General features: G+C 51.5%; 26 protein-coding genes. 24 read left to right on the top strand and 2 right to left on the bottom strand.

Annotated elements, in window-relative coordinates:
* Positions 1-134 precede the first annotated feature (134 nt).
* Positions 135-1,442 (top strand): isocitrate lyase, encoded by a 1,308-nt coding sequence (gene aceA / locus KCG43_RS00475; RefSeq protein ID WP_192016971.1) that lies wholly within the window; start codon positions 135-137, stop codon positions 1,440-1,442.
* Positions 1,443-1,675: 233 nt separating this feature from the next.
* Here the strand turns inward: aceA and KCG43_RS00480 are convergent, their stop codons facing one another.
* Complete coding sequence (locus KCG43_RS00480; protein ID WP_218382765.1) at positions 1,676-2,287, bottom strand: ACP phosphodiesterase; 612 nt, start codon at positions 2,285-2,287, stop codon at positions 1,676-1,678.
* Positions 2,288-2,620: 333 nt separating this feature from the next.
* On the opposite strand from KCG43_RS00480, the gene KCG43_RS00485 reads away from it, so the two are divergent.
* The 7 genes from KCG43_RS00485 (at position 2,621) to secF (ending at position 10,773) form a co-directional block, all read left to right on the top strand.
* On the top strand, positions 2,621-3,775 hold the full coding sequence (locus tag KCG43_RS00485; RefSeq protein WP_218382766.1) for a serine protease: 1,155 nt from the start codon (positions 2,621-2,623) through the stop codon (positions 3,773-3,775).
* Between the two features lie 228 nt (positions 3,776-4,003).
* Entirely contained in the window at positions 4,004-5,113 is a 1,110-nt protein-coding gene (locus KCG43_RS00490; protein WP_218382767.1) for a serine protease, read from the top strand.
* An 89-nt stretch (positions 5,114-5,202) separates the two neighbouring features.
* Positions 5,203-6,255, top strand: coding sequence for a tRNA preQ1(34) S-adenosylmethionine ribosyltransferase-isomerase QueA (gene queA, locus KCG43_RS00495; RefSeq protein ID WP_192016975.1), 1,053 nt, complete (start codon positions 5,203-5,205; stop codon positions 6,253-6,255).
* 203 nt (positions 6,256-6,458) lie between these two features.
* A complete protein-coding gene (tgt, locus tag KCG43_RS00500; protein WP_192016976.1) occupies positions 6,459-7,586 on the top strand; it encodes a tRNA guanosine(34) transglycosylase Tgt in 1,128 nt (375 codons plus the stop codon).
* Between the two features lie 21 nt (positions 7,587-7,607).
* On the top strand, positions 7,608-7,943 hold the full coding sequence (yajC, locus tag KCG43_RS00505; protein WP_192016977.1) for a preprotein translocase subunit YajC: 336 nt from the start codon (positions 7,608-7,610) through the stop codon (positions 7,941-7,943).
* Between the two features lie 25 nt (positions 7,944-7,968).
* Positions 7,969-9,813, top strand: a complete 1,845-nt coding sequence (secD, locus tag KCG43_RS00510) for a protein translocase subunit SecD (RefSeq protein ID WP_192016978.1) — start codon at positions 7,969-7,971, stop codon at positions 9,811-9,813.
* A gap of 12 nt (positions 9,814-9,825) precedes the next feature.
* Positions 9,826-10,773 carry a protein translocase subunit SecF gene (gene secF / locus KCG43_RS00515; protein WP_192016979.1) on the top strand — a complete coding sequence of 316 codons (948 nt, stop codon included), beginning with the start codon at positions 9,826-9,828 and terminating at the stop codon, positions 10,771-10,773.
* 133 nt (positions 10,774-10,906) lie between these two features.
* Here secF and suhB read toward each other — a convergent pair whose 3' ends face one another.
* The gene (gene suhB / locus KCG43_RS00520) at positions 10,907-11,707 is read right to left on the bottom strand and encodes an inositol-1-monophosphatase (RefSeq protein ID WP_218382768.1); all 801 of its coding nucleotides are present in this window, start codon (positions 11,705-11,707) and stop codon (positions 10,907-10,909) included.
* A gap of 200 nt (positions 11,708-11,907) precedes the next feature.
* Between suhB and trmJ the strand changes: the two genes are divergently transcribed.
* The 16 genes from trmJ to ispG all read left to right on the top strand — a co-directional run bounded on the left by trmJ (position 11,908) and on the right by ispG (position 26,182).
* Positions 11,908-12,642 (top strand): tRNA (cytosine(32)/uridine(32)-2'-O)-methyltransferase TrmJ, encoded by a 735-nt coding sequence (trmJ, locus tag KCG43_RS00525; protein WP_192016980.1) that lies wholly within the window; start codon positions 11,908-11,910, stop codon positions 12,640-12,642.
* Between the two features lie 109 nt (positions 12,643-12,751).
* Positions 12,752-13,258, top strand: coding sequence for a Fe-S cluster assembly transcriptional regulator IscR (gene iscR, locus KCG43_RS00530; RefSeq protein ID WP_027252964.1), 507 nt, complete (start codon positions 12,752-12,754; stop codon positions 13,256-13,258).
* 31 nt (positions 13,259-13,289) lie between these two features.
* The gene (locus KCG43_RS00535) at positions 13,290-14,504 is read left to right on the top strand and encodes an IscS subfamily cysteine desulfurase (protein ID WP_192016981.1); all 1,215 of its coding nucleotides are present in this window, start codon (positions 13,290-13,292) and stop codon (positions 14,502-14,504) included.
* A gap of 32 nt (positions 14,505-14,536) precedes the next feature.
* Entirely contained in the window at positions 14,537-14,923 is a 387-nt protein-coding gene (gene iscU / locus KCG43_RS00540) for a Fe-S cluster assembly scaffold IscU (RefSeq protein ID WP_218382769.1), read from the top strand.
* A 20-nt stretch (positions 14,924-14,943) separates the two neighbouring features.
* Positions 14,944-15,267: an iron-sulfur cluster assembly protein IscA gene (gene iscA / locus KCG43_RS00545; protein ID WP_027252961.1), complete on the top strand. Its 324-nt coding sequence runs from the start codon at positions 14,944-14,946 to the stop codon at positions 15,265-15,267.
* A gap of 81 nt (positions 15,268-15,348) precedes the next feature.
* On the top strand, positions 15,349-15,864 hold the full coding sequence (gene hscB / locus KCG43_RS00550; protein ID WP_192016982.1) for a co-chaperone HscB: 516 nt from the start codon (positions 15,349-15,351) through the stop codon (positions 15,862-15,864).
* A 39-nt stretch (positions 15,865-15,903) separates the two neighbouring features.
* Entirely contained in the window at positions 15,904-17,757 is a 1,854-nt protein-coding gene (hscA, locus tag KCG43_RS00555) for a Fe-S protein assembly chaperone HscA (RefSeq protein ID WP_218382770.1), read from the top strand.
* 2 nt (positions 17,758-17,759) lie between these two features.
* Entirely contained in the window at positions 17,760-18,098 is a 339-nt protein-coding gene (gene fdx / locus KCG43_RS00560; RefSeq protein WP_192016984.1) for an ISC system 2Fe-2S type ferredoxin, read from the top strand.
* Between the two features lie 78 nt (positions 18,099-18,176).
* Entirely contained in the window at positions 18,177-18,377 is a 201-nt protein-coding gene (iscX, locus tag KCG43_RS00565; RefSeq protein WP_027252957.1) for a Fe-S cluster assembly protein IscX, read from the top strand.
* 360 nt (positions 18,378-18,737) lie between these two features.
* Positions 18,738-20,024, top strand: a complete 1,287-nt coding sequence (gene pepB, locus KCG43_RS00570; RefSeq protein WP_192016985.1) for an aminopeptidase PepB — start codon at positions 18,738-18,740, stop codon at positions 20,022-20,024.
* A 72-nt stretch (positions 20,025-20,096) separates the two neighbouring features.
* Positions 20,097-21,374: an aminopeptidase PepB gene (pepB, locus tag KCG43_RS00575; RefSeq protein WP_192016986.1), complete on the top strand. Its 1,278-nt coding sequence runs from the start codon at positions 20,097-20,099 to the stop codon at positions 21,372-21,374.
* Positions 21,375-21,433: 59 nt separating this feature from the next.
* Positions 21,434-21,862, top strand: a complete 429-nt coding sequence (gene ndk / locus KCG43_RS00580; protein WP_192016987.1) for a nucleoside-diphosphate kinase — start codon at positions 21,434-21,436, stop codon at positions 21,860-21,862.
* Positions 21,863-22,132: 270 nt separating this feature from the next.
* Positions 22,133-23,254, top strand: coding sequence for a bifunctional tRNA (adenosine(37)-C2)-methyltransferase TrmG/ribosomal RNA large subunit methyltransferase RlmN (locus tag KCG43_RS00585; protein WP_218382771.1), 1,122 nt, complete (start codon positions 22,133-22,135; stop codon positions 23,252-23,254).
* Positions 23,255-23,299: 45 nt separating this feature from the next.
* Positions 23,300-24,070, top strand: a complete 771-nt coding sequence (gene pilW / locus KCG43_RS00590) for a type IV pilus biogenesis/stability protein PilW (RefSeq protein ID WP_218382772.1) — start codon at positions 23,300-23,302, stop codon at positions 24,068-24,070.
* Entirely contained in the window at positions 24,060-25,052 is a 993-nt protein-coding gene (rodZ, locus tag KCG43_RS00595; protein ID WP_218382773.1) for a cytoskeleton protein RodZ, read from the top strand. Before pilW ends, rodZ begins: the two co-directional genes overlap by 11 nt.
* A gap of 14 nt (positions 25,053-25,066) precedes the next feature.
* Positions 25,067-26,182 (top strand): flavodoxin-dependent (E)-4-hydroxy-3-methylbut-2-enyl-diphosphate synthase, encoded by a 1,116-nt coding sequence (ispG, locus tag KCG43_RS00600; RefSeq protein WP_192016991.1) that lies wholly within the window; start codon positions 25,067-25,069, stop codon positions 26,180-26,182.
* Positions 26,183-26,203: the final 21 nt, after the last annotated feature.

Below are 26,203 nucleotides of genomic sequence, written 5' to 3' on the forward strand. Positions count from 1 at the left end.
AACAAAAAGCACATAGTGCAACAAGTACTGCCCGGCTTAGTCCGGGCAGAGGAAGCCCAAGAAAACTGAGTAGAACTGAAGCGCAGAACGTCCAGATTTTGCGAAATATCGCCACATAATACGAGGGATTTATTATGACACTGACTCGCCAGCAACAGATCGAAGCCATTGAAAAGGATTGGGCGGAGAACCCACGTTGGAAACATGTTAAGCGTACTTATACTGCGGAAGAAGTGGTTAATCTGCGTGGTTCGGTCGTACCGGCGAACACACTGGCACAGCGCGGTGCTGATAAGTTGTGGGATTTAGTTAACGGCTCTGCCAAGAAAGGCTATGTGAACTGTCTTGGCGCTCTGACCGGCGGCCAGGCTGTTCAGCAGGCGAAAGCGGGAATTGAAGCTATTTATTTGTCAGGCTGGCAGGTAGCTGCTGATAACAACACGGCATCATCCATGTACCCAGACCAGTCCCTGTACCCGGTCGATTCAGTGCCAGCGGTTGTAAAGCGCATCAATAACTCTTTCCGCCGCGCTGATCAGATTCAGTGGGCAAACGGCAACAGCCCGGAAGAAGGCGGCATTGATTACTTCCTGCCTATCGTTGCAGATGCGGAAGCCGGCTTTGGCGGGGTACTGAATGCTTACGAGCTGATGCGCAGCATGATTGATGCAGGAGCTGCCGGCGTACACTTCGAAGATCAACTGGCTTCGGTGAAAAAATGCGGCCACATGGGCGGTAAAGTTCTGGTACCTACGCAAGAAGCGGTACAAAAACTGATTGCTGCCCGTCTGGCGGCGGACGTTTCCGGCACAACGACGCTAGTGATTGCCCGTACCGACGCGAACGCTGCCGATTTGCTGACCTCAGACTGCGATCCGTATGATGCCGATTTCATTACCGGTGAGCGTACACAGGAAGGTTTCTACCGCGTTCGTGCCGGTATCGATCAGGCTATCGCCCGTGGTCTGGCTTATGCTCCGTATGCCGACCTGATCTGGTGTGAAACAGCGACGCCTTGTCTGGAAGAAGCGCGTAAGTTTGCTGAAGCTATCCATGCTAAATACCCGGATCAGCTGCTGGCGTATAACTGCTCACCTTCTTTCAACTGGGAGAAGAACCTGGATGCCGATACGATTGCCAAATTCCAGCAAGAGCTGTCTGACATGGGCTACAAGTACCAGTTCATCACACTGGCGGGCATCCACAACATGTGGTTCAACATGTTCGAGCTGGCACACGCTTATGCTCAGGGTGAAGGTATGCGCCATTATGTTGAGAAAGTACAGCGCCCTGAGTTTGCGGCAGCAGAGAAGGGTTATACCTTTGTTGCTCACCAGCAGGAAGTGGGTACTGGTTACTTCGACAAAATGACGAACGTCATTCAGGGCGGAAACTCATCTGTGACTGCGCTGACAGGTTCAACTGAAGAAGATCAATTCTGATTGAATTGACCGGCAATAAGCAATCTATCCTAGTAAGACCGTTTCGCAGCTGTTACCCGAGAGGGGATTGCGATTAACGTTATCGACTGTGATCAGGCTTGTTTACGTCAAGCCTAGTCTGATAACGCTTTCACTTAACGAATTGTTATCGCCTTGGGAGCCTCTGGCTCCCCTTTTTCTTTTCTGATTTTTCTAATCGGTATTTTCGACTTATCTCTGCTTTTTGCCTTCGCTTACTTTTCCGAGCGTAGCAGTACCTCTTTGTGCGTCAGCCAGAATGCTTGGGATGCATCCATCAGCCTTGGATAGAGAATGAAGAAGCTCTGTTCCAGCTCCTGATAATGCCCGGCCAGAAAAGGCGGACATTCAGCCAGCGAGCTTAACTTCGGGCGGCGAATTGCCATGCGTTCCAATGCCTGATGAATACTGGCAACCTGCTGATACTGAATCAGCCATTCTTGCTGCCACATACGTTGCGTCATTTGCCGGTAATGGTCCGGTTCATTTCCCTCAAAGCCTTCAACGTTTTTACGCGCCTGTTCAACAAATGCGGCCAAGGGTAAGGCATGGAAAGTCTGCCAGTGGCGGGCGAGGTAATGATCCCAGATCATATCCAGAGCGATACCGCTTACCCGGCGGATGTCCGGCGGAAATGCTCTGCGCCAGGCTCTGATTTCAGGCTGGCTGTCGATATAGCTATCGACAAAGCGGTGAAGCTTGATACCTGCTGCCACATCAGAAGAATAATCGCGGTAGGGATCGCCGCGAACAAAATCGGCCAGCAAGTTACCCGCCAGATGACTCTGACAATGATCAGCCAAGTGAAGGTGTGCCAGGAAGTTCATAGTAGTGAATTCAACATCTATTGCTGCCGTTAGATAAGAGTGAGCCTGACACTGTAGCAGCAATACCGGGCTGCGGTGCAGTGACTGCGTGCAGTATCAGATACAGTGTAGAGTGAAACATAATGATGCTGTCATTCTGAGGCACTGGTAAAACTTTTTGGATCTCTTTTCGCAGTTGCGGACTTTATTGCGAAAAAACGCCACTATCCTTAGTTAAAGCAAGCAGTTTGGTCGTCTTAGCTTAGTCGCATTGCCTGAGTCATATTAATAGACTCATGAGTTCCTATGTAACCCTTTTGCTGCAATGCATTGCCCAGGGAGTGAGGGAATACTATGAACGCCTTTTCATTCATGCTGTTAGCCGCAATACTGGCCTTGCCGCTGATTTCAGGCACTGTGTTGGCCGAACAGCAAGTGCAGCAAGCCAGTGCCTCAGCCCGTACTGAACCGGTAGCCAGGATCATTGGCGGCAACCCGGCATATCAGGAAAACATTCCGTGGCAGGCGCTGGTATATATTGACGCCAGCAACGACGGCCATGATGTCTTTCAGTGCGGTGGTGTCATCATAGATAAGAATACAGTACTGACAGCCGCACATTGCATTATCAAAAACTCAGTCGCAGCGCAGCAAGATGAGATATTTGTCTGGGCGGGTATTACCTCGACGGACTCAGTGACTGCTTTCAATGCCCTGCCGGTGACAGCGGTTGATCTACATCCGGGTTTTAATGAAGAGACTTTTATCAATGATATTGCTTTGCTGCGCCTGGGCAAGGATATTCCGGCAGGTGCCCAGCCCATCCAACTGGCCACTGTGAGTGAACAGCAACAGGCCGATACGGCATTTGACAATACTTTTGTGCCCGACAGCCAGCGCGGTCAGAATTTACTGGTGTCCGGGTGGGGCCGGACCTCAACTGAACCCGGGGCCACCTCGGCCCGGCAGTTGCAGCATGCGTTGCTTGCTGGCGTGCCGGACGATTATTGCGAACAGGTATGGGGCTCAGTGGTTGAACCGTCTCAGAGTGCAATGTTTGTGTGTGCGATGTCGCCAGATCCTGCGGTTAAGCGTGACACTTGTCAGGGCGATTCCGGCGGTCCATTGGTGTGGCAGAATCCCCAGGCCAGCGCCGATAGTGATCTGGGTTTTCGGCTGGTGGGCTTAGTCAGCTTTGGGGCGGAATGCGGAGCGGATTTCCCTGCTGTTTATACTGAGGTTTCTCATTATCGTGATTGGATTGCTTTGATAGCGGGAGACGGTTTTAACTTTTACCCGGACTCTGTTTTTGCATTTAATCCGTTTGCCCTCAATGCCGAAAATACCTCAGTGACGTCTGAGACAGACACTCAGAACAGCCAAGACAGTGCTATCAGTGCATTGAGTGGCGCTATGGCGAGTCGATCGGGGGGGAGCGTAACGGCAGGAGGCATGCTTGCACTGCTGGGGATGCTCTGGTGGCGCAGAAGCCAGGGCGGTGAAAGCTGAACAAGGGCAGTTCAGTATGCTCAGTATCTGAGAGGCGTATTAACAACTGCCCCGTAAAATTATTTTTATTATCAACGGTATCGAATGCTTGTCCCTCCAGAGCCTGATGCCACTCTGCCTGCTTTATCCTCTGCAATGAACTATCCGTCCAAATTCTCAATAAGTGACAATGGCGCAATAACAGTGAGAATTATAATTAAGCGACTGTAAATCATGAGGGTAGCAGTTATGAAAGCCCCCATAACTAACAGTCTGTTATTGCTGGCTTTCCTGTTTTTTGTGTCAGGGCTGGCGAAGGCACAGACTGATGAGTCGCCTGTCCAGGCGGAGCAATTCGAACCAACAGCCAGAATTGTTGGTGGTATATCCGCTGTGCCCGGAGATATTCCCTGGCAGGCGTTTATCAATATTGATTTTTCTGATAACGGCACAGAAGTGTACCTGTGTGGCGGTGTGGTGATTGCTCCTCGCATCATACTGACAGCGGCGCATTGCATTATCAATGGCGGCCGAATTGCCACTCCCCTGCGTGTGAAAGTCTGGGCCGGTATTACCTCGGTATTCAGTGCGACAAGCAGAAATGCTGCCCCTGTCAGCGCAATCAATGTGCATCCCAGTTACAACAGCAGTAATTTTAACAACGATATTGCCATCATCCGCCTGAGCCTGGATCTGCCGGAAACTGCGATCCCGATACAGATAGCGTCTGTCCCGACCCAGAACCGGGCGGATGCTGAATTTGCCAATACTTGGGTGGCAAACAGCAACCGTCCAGCCAATTTACTGATCTCGGGGTGGGGCAGTGTGACACCGGATCCGGATTCTGCGGGTTCAACTCAGCTGCAACAGACGGTATTGTCTGGCGTACCCGACCGGGTCTGTGACAACTTGTGGGGGAGTTCGGTGCACCCCGGGGTGTACAGTATTTTTGTCTGCGCCTCTCCTCCGTCACCTAATTTATCCCGCGACAGCTGCTTTGGTGATTCAGGCGGGCCGTTAGTCTGGCAGGATCCGCAGGCCAGCAGTGATCCGGATTTTGGCCTGCGTCTGCTGGGGCTGGTGAGCTTCGGCGAAGGGTGTGCCGGCAATCTGCCCGGAGTCTATACCCAAGTCCCTTCCTATTTTGACTGGATAGCCGCTGTCGCTGGCAGCGATTTCCGTCCCAATCCGGCAGCTGTGTTCAGCGTGAATCCTTTTCTGAAAGACTACAGCAATGCGGGGCTGGAACAGTTTCGGGTGGAGAGCAGTGGTAGCGATGACAGCGGGGGAAGCTATTCGCTGGCATGGCTGCTGGGACTCGTCGGCCTGCTTCTGTGGCGTTCGCGCAAGAAAGGCTGACAACAAATCATTTCATAACATTTCTCCGGGCTTGATATTGCAGTGTGGCGGCCTATACTAGCTGCCTGCTGTAAGTTAGGGCCTAAAAAATGCAAGTTTCAGATTTTCACTTTGACCTTCCCGATGAATTGATTGCACGTTATCCGCAGCCGGAGCGTTCATCCAGCCGTCTGTTACAACTGGATGGTAACAGCGGTGATGTGTGCCATAAATCGTTTAGAGATGTGTTGGATCTGGTGCGTCCCGGTGACCTGCTGGTATTTAACAATACCCGGGTGATCCCGGCGCGTATGTTCGGCCGTAAAGCCAGTGGCGGTAAGCTGGAAGTGCTGGTCGAGCGACTGCTTGATGATAAGAGCATTCTGGCTCACGTTCGGGCTTCTAAAGCACCCAAACCGGGCACCCAACTGTTATTGGGCGAAAATGACGAGTTTGAAGCCGAAATGGTTGCCCGCCACGATGCCTTGTTTGAAATTCGCTTCAACAGTGCGCTGACGGTACTGGAGATTCTGGAGCAGGTTGGTCACATGCCCTTGCCGCCTTATATCGACCGTCCGGACGAAGAAGCAGACAAAGAGCGTTATCAAACGGTTTATAATGCCAAACCCGGTGCAGTGGCTGCTCCGACCGCCGGGCTGCATTTTGATGAACAACTATTGGCGGATATCAAGTCAAAAGGGGCCGAGTTTGCCTTCGTGACCTTGCACGTAGGTGCCGGCACCTTCCAGCCAGTCCGGGTTGATAATATTCATGATCACCATATGCACGCAGAATACGTCGAAGTTCCGCAAGAGGTGGTTGATGCGATTCAGGCCACCCGAGCCCGTGGCGGCCGGGTGATTGCAGTGGGAACCACTTCTGTTCGTTCGCTGGAAAGTGCGGCTCAGGATGCCCTGAAGAACGGTACCGAACTGGTCCCTTTCTTTGGCGACACGGATATTTTCATCTTCCCTGGCTACGAGTTCCAGCTGGTGGACGTGCTGATCACCAATTTCCACCTGCCGGAATCCACCCTGATCATGCTGGTGAGCGCATTTGCCGGTTATGAAAATACCATGGGCGCTTATCAGCAGGCTGTTGAACACAGTTACCGTTTCTTCAGTTACGGGGATTCTATGTTCATCACCCGGCGTCAGCGCTGAATCGGCTGCGCTGAGCCAGTGTCTGGCTGTGTGCGTGAATTCTGGCGCGGCAGCCTGAATAGCTGAACTTTTACTCAATATCACTGTCTGGTCTTGGGCCGGACAGTTCGCGATCCTGATTGATTGGGGGTTGCAGTGCATCAGGCGATGGGCCTTTTGCATCGACTTAACGTCAGATTGTTTCTCTGGCTTTTGGAGGCTTTGTGAAATTTGAATTAGATAAAACCCAGGGACGTGCACGTCGCGGCCGTCTGGTCTTTGAACGCGGTACGGTAGAAACGCCGGCATTCATGCCTGTGGGTACTTACGGCACCGTAAAGGGTATGACGCCGGAAGAAGTAAAAGACACAGGTGCACAGATCCTGCTGGGTAATACTTTCCACCTGTGGCTGCGCCCTGGTCAGGAAGTGATGAAACTGCACGGCGATCTGCATGACTTTATGCAGTGGCAAGGCCCGATTCTGACCGATTCAGGCGGTTTCCAGGTGTTCAGCCTGGGTGATATCCGCAAAATTACCGAAGAAGGGGTGCATTTCCGTAACCCGGTCAACGGTGACAAGATTTTCATGGACGCCGAAAAGTCGATGGAAATTCAGTACGATCTGGGCTCTGATGTGGTGATGATTTTCGACGAGTGTACGCCTTATCCGGCGACGCATGACGAAGCGAAGACATCGATGGAAATGTCACTGCGCTGGGCAAAACGCAGCCGTAACCATTTCGATAAAATGGGTAATAAGAATGCTCTGTTCGGTATAGTACAGGGCAGCGTCTATGAAGATCTGCGTGATGTATCGGTCAAAGGCCTGACTGAGATCGGCTTTGACGGTTACGCTGTGGGCGGTCTGGCCGTTGGCGAACCGAAAGAAGATATGCACCGTGTGCTGGAGCATACTTGTCCGAAATTACCGGAAGATAAGCCGCGTTATCTGATGGGTGTCGGTAAACCGGAAGACCTGGTTGAAGGTGTGCGCCGTGGTATCGACATGTTCGACTGTGTGATGCCAACCCGTAATGCCCGTAATGGCCACCTGTTTGTGACTGGCGGTGTGATCAAGATCCGTAATGCGAAACATAAAACGGATACAAGTCCACTGGATCCGCACTGTGACTGTTACACTTGTCGCAATTACTCGAAGGCGTACCTGTATCATCTGGATAAATGTAATGAAATTTTGGGTGCACGCCTTAATACAATCCACAACTTACGCTACTATCAGCGTTTGATGGAAAGCATTCGTCAGGCGATTGAAGAAGATCGTTTCGACGCATTCGTAGAAGAGTTCTACGCGCGCCGGGACCGCGAAGTTCCACCATTAAAAAACGTTTAACTATAACGAGGACGTGAATAAATGAGTCTTTTTATTTCTCAGGCACATGCAGCAGCAGAAGGCGCTCCACAAGGTGGCGGCATGCAGCTGTTTATCATGCTGGCTCTGTTTGCTGTAATTTTCTACTTCATGATCTACCGTCCGCAGGCCAAGCGGGTGAAAGAGCATAAAAACCTGATGTCTGCCATGGGCAAAGGTGATGAAGTGCTGACCAATGGCGGCCTGGTGGGTAAGATCACCAAAGTCTCAGCGGAAAATGACTACATTGTGATCGCACTGAACGACACAACTGAAGTTACCATCAAAAAGGATTTTGTTTCTGCCGTTCTGCCAAAGGGCACAATGAAATCACTGTAATTTATGGCTTTGAAGGATCTTCTCAGTGTTAAACCGGTATCCCTTGTGGAAGAACCTGATGGTGGTGTTCGCACTGCTCATCGGTTTGCTCTATGCACTTCCCAATGTGTTCGGTGAAGATCCAGCGATTCAAATCTCCGGGGCGCGTGGCGCCTCGGTAGAAATGGCCACGCTGGATAAAGTTACCGAGCAGCTTAATCAAGATAAACTCTCCTACAAATCTGTCGCATTCGAAAACGGGGCTATTCTGGTCCGCTTCAAAGACACTGAGACACAAATCAGTGCCCGCGATTTAATGAATCAATTTCTTGGCGATAACTATGTTGTTGCTCTGAACCTGGCACCTTCTACTCCTGCCTGGCTGGAAAGCCTGGGCGCCACCCCAATGAAACTCGGCCTGGACCTGCGCGGCGGTGTGCACTTTCTGATGGAAGTGGATATGGATGCTGCGATGGATAAACTGCTGGGCCAGCAAGAAGATACTTTCCGTACTGAGCTGCGTGAAGCCCGTATCCGTTACCGTGCGATTTCAGTGAAAGGCGACGGGGTGGAAATCCGGCTTCGTAACGACGAGCAAGTACAAGAAGCCAAGCGTACACTGTCGGCTTCGCACCCGGACATGCTGTTCGTTGAAGGCAGTGGTTTTGCACTCACCGCCAGCTTCACTGAAGCGCGGATGCAGGAAATTCGGAACTATGCCGTTGCTCAGAATATTACTATTCTGCGTAACCGGGTTAACGAACTGGGTGTAGCAGAGCCACTGGTTCAGCGTCAGGGCGCTAACCGCATTGTTGTGGAACTGCCGGGCGTACAGGATACGGCACGTGCCAAAGAAATTCTGGGTGCAACCGCAACCCTGGAATTCCGTGAAGTGGACACCAATGTGGATCTGGCTGCCGCCGCTGCAGGACGTGTACCACCGGGCAGCGAGGTGAAAACCTCCCGTGACGGTAATCCTGTGGTGCTGAAAAAGCGGGTGATCCTCGAAGGTTCACACATTACCGATTCCACATCCAGCAATGACGAGTATGGTCGCCCGCAGGTGAACATCAAGCTGGACAGTGAAGGCGGCAATAAAATGACAGCTTTCTCCCGTAATAACGTGGGTAAGCTGATGGCAACGCTGTTCATTGAATATAAAGACAGCGGCAAGCGTTCCCCGGCTGGCAAAGTGATTCTGGAAAAACACGAAGAAGTGATTAACCAGGCAACTATTCAGACCGCGCTGGGACGTGATTTCCGTATTACCGGGATTGACAGCCAGGCTGAAGCGCACAATTTGGCACTGCTGTTGCGTGCTGGTGCACTGATCGCGCCAATTTCAATTGTGGAAGAGCGCACTATCGGTCCTTCTATGGGTCAGCAGAACATCGACATGGGGATCCAGGCCTGTATCTGGGGTATGGTCGCCGTGATGTTGTTCACTTTGCTGTACTACCGCAAGTTCGGTCTGATTGCCAACCTGGCCCTGACGATGAACCTGGTATTGATCATTGGTGTGATGTCCATGATTCCGGGCGCCACTATGACCTTGCCGGGTATTGCCGGTATTGTACTGACAGTAGGTATGGCGGTGGATGCCAACGTGCTGATCTTCGAGCGGATTCGTGAAGAGCTGCGTGATGGTCGCAGCCCGCAGCAGGCGATTCAGCAAGGTTACGCCAATGCTTTCAGCACTATCGCTGATGCCAACATCACCACGCTGATCACCGCTATTATTTTGTTTGCGGTAGGTACGGGGGCGATTAAAGGCTTCGCGGTGACGCTGTCTATCGGTATTCTGACTTCTATGTTTACGGCTATCGTGGGCACCCGTATGTTGGTGAACCTGCTGTATGGCGGTAAGCGCATCGATAAACTGTCGATCTAAGGAGACGCTGACATGTTTCAATTAATGAAAGCGGATAAAGTGATCGACTTTATGCGTTGGTCGAAGCTGGCCTTTGTTTTGTCTGCAGTGATGATCATTGCTTCCATTTCTATTGTTGTCACTAAAGGCATGAACTGGGGGCTGGATTTCACAGGCGGTACCCTGATTGAAGTGGGTTTTGAACAGCCTGCGGATTTGGGCCAGATTCGTGATTCACTCGAAGCGTCCGGCTTTGGCGATGCTATTGTTCAGAATTTCGGAACGGCCCGTGATGTCATGGTGCGTCTCCAGCCGCGTGAAGGCGTGGCAGGTGAAACCCTGGGCAATCAAATCCTGGATGCACTCCGTGAAGGCACGCACCAGAGTGTCGAAATGCGCCGGATTGAGTTTGTCGGCCCGAACGTCGGTGATGAGCTGGCGGAAGCGGGCGGTTTGGCTATTCTGGTCTCATTGATCTGTATTCTGCTGTACGTATCCATGCGTTTTGAGTGGCGTCTGGCCGCCGGTGCTGTGCTGTCGCTGACTCACGATGTCATCATTACTATTGGTATTTTTTCACTGCTGCAAATTGAGGTCGACCTGACGATTGTCGCCGCGCTGCTGACGGTTGTCGGTTATTCACTCAATGACACCATAGTGGTGTTTGACCGTATCCGTGAGAATTTCCGCAAGATGCGTAAAGGTGGCCCGGCAGAGGTGATGAATAACTCTGTTACTCAAACCCTTAGCCGTACCCTGATCACTTCAGGGACCACCTTGTTCGTGGTGATCGCCCTGTTTATGAAAGGTGGCACTATGATCCACGGGTTTGCCACAGCACTGCTGATCGGTATTACCGTCGGTACCTATTCTTCTATCTATGTCGCTTCGGCACTGGCGCTGAAACTGGGTATAACCCGTGAGCACCTGATGCCGCCAAAAGTGGAAAAAGAAGGCGAAGAATTCGACGCCATGCCGTAATGGCGATTGGGGCAGGTTAAATTCTGCCCTTAAACGTTGGCGAAGACGTAAAAAAGCCCCGGCAATCTGATTGCCGGGGCTTTTTGTATGGCTGCTGAAAACCACCGTACAGACAGTGGTTTTCAGTGCAGTATTATTTTTTCAGTGCTTCGCCACCGTGTTCACGGATTTTCGCCAGCATAGGCTTCACGACGCGCACATTCCCGGCAACTATGTTGCCAGAGGTCAGGTAATTGGTGTTACCGGTGAAGTCGGTACAGATGGCGCCAGCTTCACGGGCAATCAGCTCACCGGCTGCCATTTCCCAAGGCTTCTGACTCAGCTTGAACACACCGTCTACACGGCCGGCGGCCAGGTAGCACAGATCCAAAGCGGTACAACCGGACAAACGCATGTCATCACATTCAACAAACATCGCCTGCTGAATTTTGGCGTAGCTTTCAGAGTGTTGTTTGGCAGTGAAAGGCAGGCTGCTTGCCAGAACCGTACCGGCCAGATTACGTGGCTGAGAGGCACGGATACGCTGGCTGTTCAGCTGTGCGCCAGAACCGCGGGTTGCGGTGAACAGTTCGTTACGGGCAGGATCGTAAACAGCGGCGACTTCAGTACGGCCGCGCATACGCAGGGCAACGGAAATTGCATAATGCGGGATACCGCGAGCGAAGTTATTGGTGCCATCCACTGGGTCGATGATCCATTGGCATTCTTTGTCGCGGCCTTCTTTGGTGCCGGACTCTGCACCGACGATGCAGTGATCAGGATAAGACTTCAGAATAGTATCGATGATGATAGCTTCTGCTTCGTGATCGATATTGGTGACAACGTCGTTGCCTTTTTTACTTACTTCAATGCCTTGCGGTTTTTCTAAAGACTTAGCGACATGGTCACCGGCTTTACGGACAGCACGGATCGCGATATTTAGCATCGGATGCATAGGATCTTCCCAACGGATGTTAAAGAACTAAAAAGCGGCGGCGAGTATATCAGAGCCTGAGTAAAAAGGAAGTGGTGATTTTTTATCCAGCATAAGGACGGAATTAACTGCCAGGCTTCGCTTACAATGTTTTCCCCACTTTACAGAAGGCTGTGCTAAAATCCCCCGGTTTTGGAATCAGAGTTGGAAAACAGGCCGTCATGTTAGATCAAATCCGCGTGGTGCTGGTGGGCACATCTCATTCAGGCAACATAGGCTCAGCGGCACGAGCGATGAAAGTGATGGGGTTGAGCCAGCTTGTTCTGGTCGAGCCTGCTTGTGAAATTGATGGCCAGGCTATCGCGCTGGCTGCCGGCGCGGCAGATATTGTCGAAAATGCCCGTATTGTTAACAGCCTGGATGAAGCCATTGCCGATTGCGGCCTGGTGATCGGTTCAAGCGCCCGTTCCCGCAGTCTGGAATGGCCGCAACTCAATCCCCGCGAATGTGGCATTAAAGCCATTCAGGAAGCGCCGGCTCACCCGGTTGCATTGCTGTTTGGTCGTGAACGTACTGGTTTGACCAACGAAGAGCTGCAAAAGTGCCACTGCCACGTGTATATTCCCGCTAACCCGGAATACAGTTCGCTGAATCTGGCGATGGCTGTGCAGACGATCAGTTATGAAGTGCGCATGGCCTGTCTGGATAAGGAATCCCAAGCGTTTCCTGCCGATGACAGTTTGCCTGAATACCCGCGCACCATGGAACTGGAAAAGTTCTTTGACCATTTGTACGACGTCATGGAGCAGACACAGTTCATCAGCAGCCGTTCCGGCATGGTGATGGCAAAATTACGGCGCCTGTTTGTGCGCGCCAGACCCGAAGAGCAGGAGCTGAATATCCTGCGCGGTGTGCTGTCATCGGTACAAAAATCCCTCGCCGGACAGAAAAAGTAGTTGTTTAATGTACAGATAATGCCTGACTAAATTAGTCGGGTATATACTTGACCATTTTAGTCGGGTATGCGACACTGCTGCCATAGATTCGAGTAGGTAGCGGTGTGTTATGAGATTGACATCAAAAGGACGGTATGCAGTCACGGCCATGTTGGACGTTGCGCTGCATTCTCAGGAAGGTCCAGTACCTCTGGCTGATATTTCAGAGCGTCAGGGGATTTCACTGTCTTATTTGGAGCAATTGTTTGCTCGCTTGCGTAAAGCCGGCCTGGTGGCCAGCGTGCGTGGTCCGGGCGGTGGTTACCGACTGGGCGAAGAGGCGCATCAAATTGCTGTCGGCACTGTAATTGCGGCCGTCGACGAATCAGTTGATGCCATGAAGTGCCACGGTAAAGGGGATTGTCAGGGTGGTGTACGCTGTCTGACTCATACCCTGTGGCATGACCTCAGCGCGCGCATCAGTGACTTTCTGAACAATATTACGCTCGGTGAACTGATGCAGGACAACGACGTACTGACGGTGTCAGACCGCCAGGATCAGCGCCTTCAGAAGTCGTCTTTTGGACATAAGAATACACACGACAGCGCCACTATAGGTGTCGATGTTCGCTCCTAGCGCCCAGCGGCCCGTGTTTTTGGAGATGAAGATGAAATTGCCAATATACTTAGATTATTCCGCTACTTGCCCTGTAGACCCACGCGTTGCCGAGAAAATGGTGCAATGCATGACAATGGACGGTAACTTCGGTAACCCGGCTTCCCGTTCCCACCGTTTTGGCTGGCAGGCTGAAGAAGCGGTTGATAATGCCCGTGAGCAAGTGGCAGACCTGCTGAATGCGGACCCACGTGAGATCGTGTTCACCTCAGGTGCAACAGAATCTGATAACTTGGCGATCAAAGGTATTGCGCACTTCTACGGCAAAAAAGGTAAGCACATCATTACCTGCAAAACAGAACATAAAGCGGTTCTGGATCCTTGCCGTCAGCTGGAGCGTGAAGGTTACGAGGTGACTTACCTGGAGCCTGAGTCAAACGGTCTGATCGATTTGGCTAAGCTGAGTGACGCCATCCGCGAAGACACCATCCTTGTTTCCATTATGCATGTGAACAACGAAATCGGTGTGATTCAGGACATTACCGCGATTGGTGAAATCTGCCGCGAACGTGGCGTGTTTTTCCATGTTGATGCCGCTCAGTCTGCTGGTAAGTTGCCGATTGATGTACAGGAAATGAAAGTTGATCTGATTTCCCTGTCTGCGCACAAAGTTTACGGTCCTAAAGGTATCGGTGCACTGTATGTGCGTCGTAAACCACGTATTCGCCTGGAAGCACAAATGCACGGTGGCGGTCATGAGCGTGGTATGCGTTCCGGTACCCTGGCTACCCATCAAATCGTTGGTATGGGCGAAGCCTTCCGTATCGCGAAAGAAGATATGGACCTGGACCGTCAGCATGCTCTGGCTCTGCGTAACCGCTTGCTGGACGGCGTAAAAGACATTGAAGCGATGACAATCAACGGTGATCTGGAGCAGCGTGTTCCTAACAATCTGAACATCAGCTTTGCGTTTGTTGAAGGTGAGTCACTGCTGATGGCGCTGAAAGATCTGGCGGTCTCGTCCGGTTCTGCCTGTACATCAGCCAGTTTGGAGCCTTCGTACGTACTGCGTGCTTTGGGCCTGAATGATGAATTGGCTCACAGTTCAATTCGCTTCTCTTTTGGTCGATTCACGACAGAAGAAGAAGTAGACTACGCAATTTCGCAGATCCGTACCGCAGTAGATAAACTGCGTGAGATGTCACCGCTTTGGGATATGTACAAAGAGGGAATCGACCTGAACACAGTTGAGTGGGCACACCACTAAGTTGCGGTCTTCACGAATTCGAGGAAATTACCATGGCCTATAGTGACAAAGTAATTGATCATTACGAGAACCCGCGGAACGTGGGCTCATTTGATAAAGATGATAAAAATATCGGTAGCGGTATGGTTGGCGCGCCAGCATGTGGCGACGTAATGAAACTGCAAATCAAAGTGTCTGATGCAGGCATTATTGAAGATGCACGTTTTAAAACCTACGGCTGCGGTTCTGCTATCGCATCCAGCTCACTTATCACTGAGTGGGTGAAAGGCAAGACCTTAGACGAAGCAGCATCGATCAAAAACTCAGCGATTGCTGAAGAACTTGAGCTGCCGCCAGTGAAGGTTCACTGCTCAATTCTGGCTGAAGACGCCATTAAAGCCGCTGTTAGCGATTACAAAAAGAAACATCAAAGTAATTAATGAAATAAGGGTTGTTGTTCATGGCCATTACCATCACTGAAACTGCAGCGAGCCGTGTTGCGGCTTTCCTGGAAAATCGGGGCAAAGGTTTAGGCCTGCGCTTGGGTGTCCGAACATCAGGATGCTCTGGTATGGCCTATGTCCTTGAGTTCGTTGATGATATCGACGAGGGCGATGAGGTCTTTGAGCAATTCGGCGTCAAAGTGATCGTCGATGCCAAGAGCCTGGTTTACCTGGAAGGGACAGAGCTGGATTTCGTCAAAGAAGGACTGAATGAAGGTTTCCAATTTAACAACCCTAACGTGTCTAGCGAATGTGGTTGTGGTGAAAGCTTCAACGTTTAATACTCGCTGACGGCGAGACATTGCCTGGGCGCGAGCATTCTGTTTCGCGCCTCTTGCTTGTAAACCGATATCAGACGCCATATGAATCATTTCGAACTATTTGGCCTGCCTTTCCAGTTTGAACTGGACGGTAGCCTTCTTGCCACACGTTTCCGTGACCTGCAGCGACGTTTTCATCCGGATAACTTTGCTACAGCTTCTGAGCGCGATCGACTGATGGCCGTTCAAAAAGCTGCTCACATCAATGACGCATTCCAGACCCTGAAAAACCCGGTGACTCGTGCTGAGTATATGCTGGCGGAAAACGGCGTTGATATTCGCGCCGAACAGCAGACCTTGCAGGATCCTGAATTTCTGATGCAGCAAATGGAACTGCGTGAGGCCTTGGAAGAGATCCCTTCCGCTGAGGATCCTGAGTCCGCTCTGTTTGATTTTGAACAGCAGGCAGTCAGTTTGCAGAAAGCCCAACTCAGTGAGTTGAAACAATTGCTGGAAGCTAGCGAGTGGGAACCAGCAGCAGACGCAGTACGTAAACTCAAATTCATCGAAAAGCTGCGAGTCGAGGTCGAACGTCTGGAAGAGACGCTGTTCGACTGATTTTATTTACTTATCAGCTTAAAGCCCACAGGAAGGACAATGGCACTGTTACAGATTGCTGAACCTGGTCAAAGCGCTGCACCGCACGAACATAAACTGGCGGTAGGTATTGACTTGGGAACGACCAACTCTCTCGTTGCTGCTGTGCGTAGTGGCGTGGCCGAGACCCTGCCCGACGAGCAAGGCAAGTCAATTCTACCTTCTGTTGTTCATTATAATGAGCAAAGCATTCTCGTTGGCGACGAAGCCAGAAAACTGGCCCAGCAGGATCCTGCGAATACCATTATTTCCGTTAAACGCATGATGGGACGCTCGCTGACCGATATTCAGCAACGTTACCCTAATTTGCCTTATCAGTTTGAGGCATCAGAGTCAGGTTTACCGCAATTGCTGACTCGCCGCGGTAAGGTCAATCCAGTTCAGGTCTCTGCGGATATTCTGAAAACCCTGACTGAGCGTGCGAAGGCGACCTTGGGCGGTGAGCTGGAAGGTGTCGTGATTACGGTTCCTGCCTACTTTGACGATGCTCAGCGTGCAGGTACCAAAGATGCGGCGTCATTGGCCAACCTCAAAGTATTACGTTTGCTGAACGAACCCACCGCCGCAGCCATTGCCTACGGTCTGGATTCTGGTCAGGAAGGTGTGATTGCCGTTTATGACCTTGGTGGCGGTACCTTTGATATCTCGATTTTACGTTTGTCTAAAGGCGTATTTGAAGTTCTGGCAACCGGTGGTGATACAGCACTGGGTGGTGATGATTTCGATCATCTGCTGGCGGAGTGGATTCTGGCACAAAGTGGTCACAGTGACGTCCTGACAGCGTCCGAGCGCCGTGCACTGCAGGATGTGGCCACAGACGCCAAAGTGGCTCTGACCGACAGCGACAGTGCTGAGATTGACGTGCTGGGCTGGCAGGGGCAGATTACCCGAGCTCAGTTTGAAGCCCTGATTCAGCCGCTGGTGAAAAAGACGCTGATGTCTTGCCGCCGGGCGGTGAAAGATGCGGGTATCGAACTTGATGAAGTGATTGAAACCGTGATGGTCGGCGGCTCAACACGCGTGCCACTGGTGCGTGAGATGGTGGGCGGATTCTTTGGCAAAACACCGCTGACATCGATTGACCCAGATAAAGTGGTCGCTATCGGTGCGGCAATTCAGGCCGATATTCTGGCCGGCAACAAACCCGATTCTGAGATGTTGCTGCTGGATGTGATTCCCTTGTCACTGGGTATTGAAACCATGGGCGGCATGATCGAAAAGATCATTCCCCGTAACACTACTATCCCGGTTGCCCGCGCGCAGGAATTCACCACCTTCAAAGACGGCCAGACGGCGATGTCTGTACATGTGGTACAAGGTGAGCGTGAAATGGTCGCAGACTGTCGTTCACTGGCCCGCTTTACCCTGCGTGGTATCCCTGCGATGGCCGCGGGCGCGGCACATGTGCGCGTCACCTACCAGGTAGATGCGGATGGGTTGCTGTCGGTCACCGCGATGGAAAAAAGCTCTGGTGTACAATCGTCCATTCAGGTCAAACCGTCTTACGGTTTGACGGATGACGAGATTGCCAACATGATTCGCGATTCGATGACACATGCTCGTGAAGATAAAGATGCCCGTGCACTGGCTGAGCAGCGCGTAGAGGCGGATCGGGTACTGGAAGGGCTGATTGCTGCCTTGGCTGCCGATGGCGAGACTCTGCTGTCGAAACAAGAGCGTGAAGCACTGGAAACCGCCATGATGGAGCTGGTTCAATTGCGTCAGGGTGAAGACCCGCGTGCGATTGAAGCCGGTATTAAGAAAACTGATAAAGCAAGCCAGGAATTTGCCGCACGCCGTATGGATAAATCCATTCGGGAGGCACTGGCCGGTCAATCGATTGATGAGGTTTAGGCATGCCTAAAATTGTTGTACTACCCCATGAAGAACTTTGCCCAGAAGGCGCTGTGCTGGATGCATCTAGTGGCGAAACTGTGCTGGATGTGGCACTGCGAAACGGCATTGGTATTGAGCATGCCTGTGAAAAGTCCTGTGCTTGCACAACCTGTCACGTCATTATCCGTGAAGGGTTTGATTCACTGAACGAAAGTGAAGAACTGGAAGATGACATGCTGGATAAGGCATGGGGCCTGGAACCTGAGTCTCGTCTGGGCTGTCAGGCCCGAGTGTCTGATGAAGATCTGGTGGTTGAAATTCCTCGCTACACCATCAATCTGGCCAGCGAAAACCATTAATCAGCAAGCCCGTCCCCCTTTGGTGACGGGCTTGCTACACTTTTAATACTTTCTGTTTGCAACGGGGGCAGGTGAATCATGGGACTGAAGTGGATTGATTCCAGAGACATTGCCATTGCCTTGCTGGAAGAGCATCCGGACGTTGACCCGCAAAGCATTCATTTTGTCGAGTTACGGGATTGGATTCTGGCGCTGGACGAGTTTGATGATGACCCAAACCACTGCGGGGAAAAAGTATTGGAAGCGGTGCAATTGTGCTGGATGGAAGAAAAGGACTGAGTGGATATTCGTTAATAGTCGATCATTCTCTTAATCTTGTGGCAAATGCCTTGTTTATTTGTCTATTTGACGGCAAGGTAAACCAATCGCTTTGATATGTGAGTGACAGCCAGCAAATTGCCTGCACTGACAAAACTAAATGGCGGACCAAAAGGTCCGCTTTGTTGTATTTTCGCATTGCTTAACTTGAAATTACGCATTCATGCACCATAAACACAGTAAATTCAGTGTGACTGGATGCGGGCTATGGCCTATCAGGCACAGACAGCCGAAGGACAGAATCCGGCTTTCTGGAAGTCTTAAGCATGCCGCCTGTACGAGCTGTGAGTGCTCGTTGGGCATATACTCAAGGAGTTTTACATGTCTTCTACTATGTCAGTATTTCTGACTCAGGACGCTGCTGCTGAGCAGTGGGGTGAGAATGCACTGGTTTCTTATACCGCTAACGGTGTTCAGATTCATGTGACCAACGATGATGTGCTGAATCTGATTCAGCGTGCCGGCCGGACTCTGGACGGTCAGGGTATCAAGCAAGTCACTCTGAGTGGCGAAGAGTGGGATCTGGAAACCATCTGGTCTTTCATTCAGGGACACCGTAATGCCAAGCCGGGCAACAGTGTCAGCTGGCCTGAGCTGGATGATGAAGATGAAGCGGAACTGCAGGCGCGTCTGACCGCCACCAACTGGGTTCGCGATATTATCAACCAGAGTGCAGAAGTGGTGAATCCTTCGCATCTGGCGAACCGTGCCGGTGAATTTATCAAATCACTGGCCCCTGATCATGTCAGTTACAAAGTGATTAAAGGCAACGATCTTCTGGATGAAGGCTGGATCGGTATTCATACTGTTGGCCGTGGCTCAGAACGCTCGGCTGCGATGCTCATTCTTGATTACAACCCAAGCGGTGACGCCGAAGCACCTGTTGCTGCGTGCCTGGTCGGTAAAGGCATTACTTTCGATTCCGGCGGCTACAGCATGAAGCCTTCTGAAGGGATGGCGGCGATGAAAGCCGACATGGGTGGCTCAGCAATGGCCACCGGTGGTCTGGCGTTGGCGATTGCCCGCGGTGTGCAAAAGCGCATTAAGCTGATCTTGTGCTGTGCGGAAAACATGGTATCGGGTCGTGCCTTTAAACTGGGCGATATCATCACGTACAAAAATGGCAAGACGGTTGAAATCCTCAACACAGACGCAGAAGGCCGCCTGGTACTGGCGGATGGCCTGATTTATGCCAGTGCCCAAAAGCCGGGCCTGATCATTGACTGTGCGACCCTGACCGGCGCGGCGAAGAATGCCCTGGGTAATGACTACCATGCCTTGTTCAGTTTTGACCACAGCATGGCGCAGAAAGCACTGATTGCCGCCAGTGAAGAGCACGAAGGTTTGTGGCCTTTGCCTCTGGGCGAACATCACCGTCGTATGATGCCATCCAGCTTTGCTGATCTGGCCAACATTTCAACCGGCGATTTCATGCCGGGTGCAAGTACAGCGGCGGCTTTCCTGTCTTACTTTGTCGAAGACTATAAGCATGGCTGGCTGCACTTAGACTGCAGCGGTACCTACCGTAAATCGGCCAGTGATAAATGGGGCGTGGGCGCAACGGGTATGGGTGTACGCACACTGGCGAACATTCTGGCCCAGGATTAATTTCATTCTCCGGTCTATTTTTACGCACAACAGTTCACGCTGTTGTGCGTTTTCAACTTAGGGAACACAGATATGCTTACCGTACTACTTTCCGCAGAACCGAGTCAGGGTGCCTGGGGCGATAAAGCGTTGGTCTCTTACCAGCAGGACAGCGTGCTCATTCACTATCAGGATGATTTTGTACTGCGCCGCATTCAGCAGGCTGCTCGTCAGCTTTCTTCTCAGGGGGCGACTCAGGTCAGCCTGAGCGGCGAGGGCTGGAGCTACGAGCGCCAGTGGGCGTTTTATTGTGGCTTTGCCGCAACACGCAAATCGGTGGACGTGCAATGGGCTTCCCAGGATGACGACGAGCTGGAGTTGCTGAACGCACGCCGTCGCAGTGCAGACTGGGTACGTCAGGTTGTTAATGCGACGCCGGAAGACATGTACCCGGAAAAACTGGCGCAGGATGCGGTAACTTTCCTGAAAAGCGTGGCCGGCGACAATATCACCCACGAGGTACTGGTTGGCGACGAACTACTGACCGAAGGCTGGATTGGTACGCACAGTGTTGGCCGTGCAAGCAGTCGTCCGCCTGTGATGCTGACGCTGGACTTTAACCCTACTGGGGATGCGGATGCACCTGTGCATGCCTGTCTGGTCGGTAAAGGAATTACGTTCGACTCCGGTGGTTACAGCATCAAGTCCAGTGCCGGTATGGTGGCGATGAAATGCGACATGGGCGGTGCGGCAACAGTGACAGCTGCTCTGGCCTATGCCATTGAACAAGGCCTGAAAAAGCGCGTTAAACTGATTTTGTGCTGTGCCGAAAACATGGTCGCCGGTAATGCCTACAAGCTGGGCGATATTCTGACCTATAAGAATGGTCTGACGGTGGAAGTGGTCAATACCGATGCTGAAGGGCGTCTGGTACTGGCAGACGGCCTGATCAAAGCCGGTGAAATGAAGGCACCGCTGATCATAGATGCCGCAACGCTGACCGGTGCGGCTATGATGGCTGTGGGTCAGGATTATAACGCTATCTTCTCCATGCAGCCTGAGCTGCTGCGCAAAGCGCAGCAATTGTCTGAGCTGGTTAATGAGCCCGCATGGCCGTTACCGCTGCAAAAATGGCACCAGAATAATTGTCCGTCTGATTACGCAGACACCGCCAACAGCCGTGCTGTGAAAGGTGGTGGTATGGGCGGTGCTTCGAATGCTGCTGCTTTTTTGTCCCGTTTTGTCAGCGATGACAGCCGCTGGGTTCATTTCGATCTGGCCTCTTGCTTCCGTGACGGTGCTGATGCACGCTGGGCAGCGGGCGCGACGGGGCTTGGGGTGGCAAATATTGCCGCGTTGCTGTTACAGTAAGCGCTATGGGACAGGGAAACCTGCCTGCCAGAAGTGAACTGAGTATAAGGAATATAATAATGACAATTGAACGTACCTTCTCAATTGTAAAACCGGATGCAGTAGGCCGTAATCAGATCGGTGCAATTTATCATCGTTTAGAAAGCGCTGGTCTGACGATTGTTGCGGCGAAAATGCTGCGTTTAACTGAACAGCAGGCACAGGGGTTTTACGCTGAGCACGAAGGCAAGCCGTTTTACGCGCCGTTAATTGAATTCATGACGTCTGGCCCTGTGATGGTACAGGTACTGGAAGGCAACAATGCGATTACGCGCTACCGTGAGCTGATGGGTAAAACCAACCCGGAAGAAGCTGCGTGCGGTACACTGCGTGCCGATTACGCAGAAAGTACTCGCCTGAATGCCGTACACGGTTCTGACAGCCCAGAGTCTGCAGCCCGTGAAATTGCGTATTTCTTTTCCGAGGATGAAATTTGTCCTCGTGACTGATTCATGATCTGAAAGCCGGATACAACGGGAAGCCAAGGCTTCCCGTTTTTTTATCTTTTTTATCTATTAAGGTTTGATGGAGGCGCTGGCTGGCGTCAGCTAAGCTGTAATCAGCTGCTTAGCTGACATTAGCAGCAAAAGTGGAAACACGCCGATAAAGTCTGTACAATTTCGCGCCTTGAATCTTCCCGCTATTTGGGGCCACCCTGGGTCAGCGTTCCCTGACATACCGGGTGCAGGATCTGTCATTTTTTAGTGAGGCGACAACCGATGACGAATGCCAAAATCAATCTGCTGGATTTCGATCGCGAAGGACTGCGGCAGTATTTTGCCGAAGAGCTGGGCGAAAAAGCCTTCCGCGCGGATCAGATCATGAAGTGGATGTATCATTTCGGTTGCGATGACTTTGATCAAATGACCAACATCAATAAGAAGCTGCGCGAGAAACTGAAAGCCGTGGCTGAGATTCGTGCCCCTTATGTATCTGAAGCGCAACACTCGGCAGACGGCACTATCAAGTGGGCCATGCGTGTCGGCGATCAGGATGTTGAAACTGTGTACATTCCCGATGATGACCGTGCCACCCTGTGCGTGTCTTCTCAGGTGGGCTGTGCGCTGGACTGTAAATTCTGCTCTACTGCACAGCAAGGGTTTAACCGTAACCTGAAAGTGTCAGAAATTATCGGTCAGGTATGGCGCGCTGCCAAAGAGATCGGTGTTGAGAAAGAAACGGGCCGTCGTCCTATCACCAACGTGGTCATGATGGGCATGGGTGAGCCATTGCTGAACATGAAAAACCTGATTCCGTCGCTGAAAATCATGCTCGATGACCTGGGTTTTGGTCTGTCGAAGCGCCGTGTCACTGTGTCAACGTCAGGCGTCGTGTCTGGTCTTGAGCAGATGATAGGTAAGATAGATGTGGCACTGGCTATTTCTCTGCACGCCGGTAATGACCAGTTGCGCTCCGAAATCATGCCGATTAACGACAGGTACAATATCGAAACTTTCCTGGATGTGGTACGTCGCTATATCGCATCGTCGAATGCCAACCGCGGCAAAGTCACGGTGGAATACATACTGCTGGATCATGTGAACGACGGCATGGAACACGCGCGGGAACTGGCGCATACGCTGAAAGACACCCCGGCGAAAATTAACCTGATCCCTTTCAATCCGTATCCGGGTTCCCCTTATCGTAAGCCAAGCAATTCACGGATTGACCGCTTCATGAAAACACTGATGGAGTACGACTTCACTGTGACTGTGCGTAAAACACGTGGTGATGATATCGACGCCGCCTGCGGACAATTGGTTGGTGATGTGATTGACCGCACAAAACGTACCCTGGCAAAACAAGCTAAAGGGGAACCAATCCCAGTAAAAGCGGTCTGATAACAATAACATAAAGCTCGAAATGGATGTGAGCAAGGAGTTGTTATGATACGCTGGACCCTGTATCCGATCACAAGCGGCTTTTTTGCCGCTTGTTTGCTAGTGGGCTGTGTAACCGTTGACCCGACAGCGAAGGAGCGCAGTGTGGATCCCATTGCGGTGGCGGATGCCAGAGTGACACTCGGACTCAGTTACCTTGAGCAAGGTCAGCGGCAGAGAGCACAGCAAAATTTACAGAAAGCCTTAGACGTTGCGCCGGATCACCCCAGAGCACAACTTGCCATGGCACATTATTACCAACAAGTGGGTGAAAACCGTTCAGCTGAAGCGCTCTATGTCCGAGCATTGCAATATTCCCCCAAAAATGGCGATGTGCTTAATAACTATGGTGTATTCTTGTGTAATGAAGCACGGTTTGATGAAGCAGATAACGCCTTTATGCGTGCTGTTTTACAGCCGGATTATTTTCAGGCTTCAGCGACGTATGAAAATGCGGCTTTGTGCAGCATAAAACATGGTGATGCGACACAAGCTGCAGATTATTTCAGAAAAGCATTGGATCATGAGCCTTACCGTCCGCTGTCTATGTTGCAGCTGGCAAGACTGGAGTTGACTGGTGGTGATTACCAGCAGGCCGATGCCAGACTGGATGCATTCAGTCTGCGATACGGAGAGACTGCTGATAGTCTTGTTCTTAAAATTCAGTCGTCACGCCAGAGCGGTCGCCTTGATCGGGTGGAAAAATATGCCGAATTGTTGCGACAACAATTTCCTGATTCTCAGCAATATCAGAATTATCTAGCCAATGAATACTGAACAGAACGAAGAACGAGTAACGGAAGACGTCATTCGTCCCGGAGATATGCTACGCCAGGCGCGTGAGCAGCTTGGCTATTCTCAAAAGGATGTAGCGAGCCGACTGCGCTTGCGGATGTCTGTAATCGATGACATTGAAAACAACCGGTTTGATGAAGCTCAGATGGCCACCTTTACCCGTGGTTATGTCCGCTCGTATGCAAAATTTGTCGGTCTTGATGTTAACGAAGTACTGAACAAACTTGAAAGCATTGGTCAGGGGCAGCCGCAAGCCCAGACCATGCAAAGTTTTTCCCGTAAAACCAAGCGTGACAAACACGATAACCGTGTCATGGGCCTGACCTGGCTGCTGGGGGCTGTGATTGTCGGTATGACAGCAGCCTGGTGGTGGCAAACTGAGCAAAAAACGGAAACCCCGGTTATTTCTGAGCAAGTATCGCCAGCGAATCTGCCTCTGGATGAATCACTGGCCGGTACGGTCGATGATATGGCGGGAACGCTGAACACAGACGACGTGAGTGCGATTGCGGAAGGAGCAACGCAAGAGAGTCCCGCTGACGACTCATACAGCAATACTGCGGGTGGTGATGATTTACCGCTCAACACCTTCGATGAAGCCGCCAGCAATAGCGCCGGCGAGATGCCTGCGGGCAGTGTGATTGATGATGACGGCAATGTGCTCTTTGATGAAGCCAATGACTCACTGATTGCCGATGCAGCCCCGGTTGCGGAAGAAGCGCCGGCACCTGATCTGCAACTGACTTTTAACGGTGACTGCTGGATTGATATCCGTGATGCCAACGGCAAACAACTTGATACAGGTATCAAATCCAGCGGCGATGTTGTCTCTATTGAAGGACAGGCTCCGTTTAAGATAGTGCTCGGTGCGCCGAGTGTTGTTACAATGAGCTTCAAAGGTGAACCAGTTGATCTGAGCGGCTACCCGGCTGGCAGAGTCGCCAGGTTGAAGTTGCCGTTGTAAACAGAGAATGAAAGATGCATAACGAGTCTCCGATTAAACGTCGTCCTTCCACCCGAATTTATGTGGGTAAGGTGCCAATTGGTGATGGTGCACCGATTGCGGTGCAGTCAATGACCAACACCCGTACCACAGATGTGGCAGCGACGGTGGCACAAATCCGCGCACTGGAAAAAGTCGGTGCCGATATTGTCCGCGTTTCAGTGCCCACTATGGATGCGGCTGAAGCTTTTAAAGCGATTAAGCAACAGGTGAATCTGCCCTTGGTGGCTGATATTCATTTTGATTACCGCATTGCGTTGAAAGTGGCGGAGTATGGCGTGGACTGTCTGCGCATTAACCCTGGCAATATCGGTCGTGAAGATCGTATCCGTGCTGTGGTGGACTGTGCTCGCGACAACAATATTCCAATCCGGATCGGTGTAAACGGCGGCTCGCTGGAAAAAGATATTCAGCAGAAATATGGTGAACCAACGCCTGATGCGCTGGTTGAATCGGCGATGCGTCATGTTGAAATTCTGGATCGGCTGAATTTTGATCAATTCAAAGTCAGTGTTAAAGCTTCTGACGTATTTCTGGCTGTGGAGTCGTACCGCAGACTGGCAAAGCAGATCAAACAACCTTTGCATTTGGGTATCACTGAAGCCGGTGGCGCGCGTGCCGGCGCCGTCAAATCTGCCGTTGGCCTGGGCATGCTGCTGGCTGAGGGGATTGGCGATACGCTGCGCATCTCTTTGGCCGCCGACCCCATCGAAGAAATTAAAGTCGGTTTTGATATCCTGAAATCCCTGCGAATCCGTTCCCGCGGCATTAATTTTATTGCCTGCCCAACCTGTTCACGTCAGGAATTTGATGTGATTGGCACAGTTAACGAGCTGGAACAGCGCCTGGAAGATATCACTATTCCTATGGACGTCTCTGTCATTGGCTGTGTGGTTAACGGGCCGGGCGAAGCAGAAGTGTCCCATATGGGCATTGCCGGCGGTAACCGTAAGAGCGCCTTCTATGAAGACGGTGTGCGCCAGAAAGAGCGTTTTGATAATGACAATGTGATCGATCAGCTGGAAACCAAGATCCGGGCCAAAGCGTCCATGATGGATCAGCGGAACCGGATTGACGTCATCGAAAAGTAAGCCTTTTCTGTCTGACTTACC

It is taken from the genome of Photobacterium sp. WH24, from assembly GCF_019204055.1.
In the GTDB taxonomy this organism is placed as follows: domain Bacteria; phylum Pseudomonadota; class Gammaproteobacteria; order Enterobacterales; family Vibrionaceae; genus Photobacterium; species Photobacterium arenosum.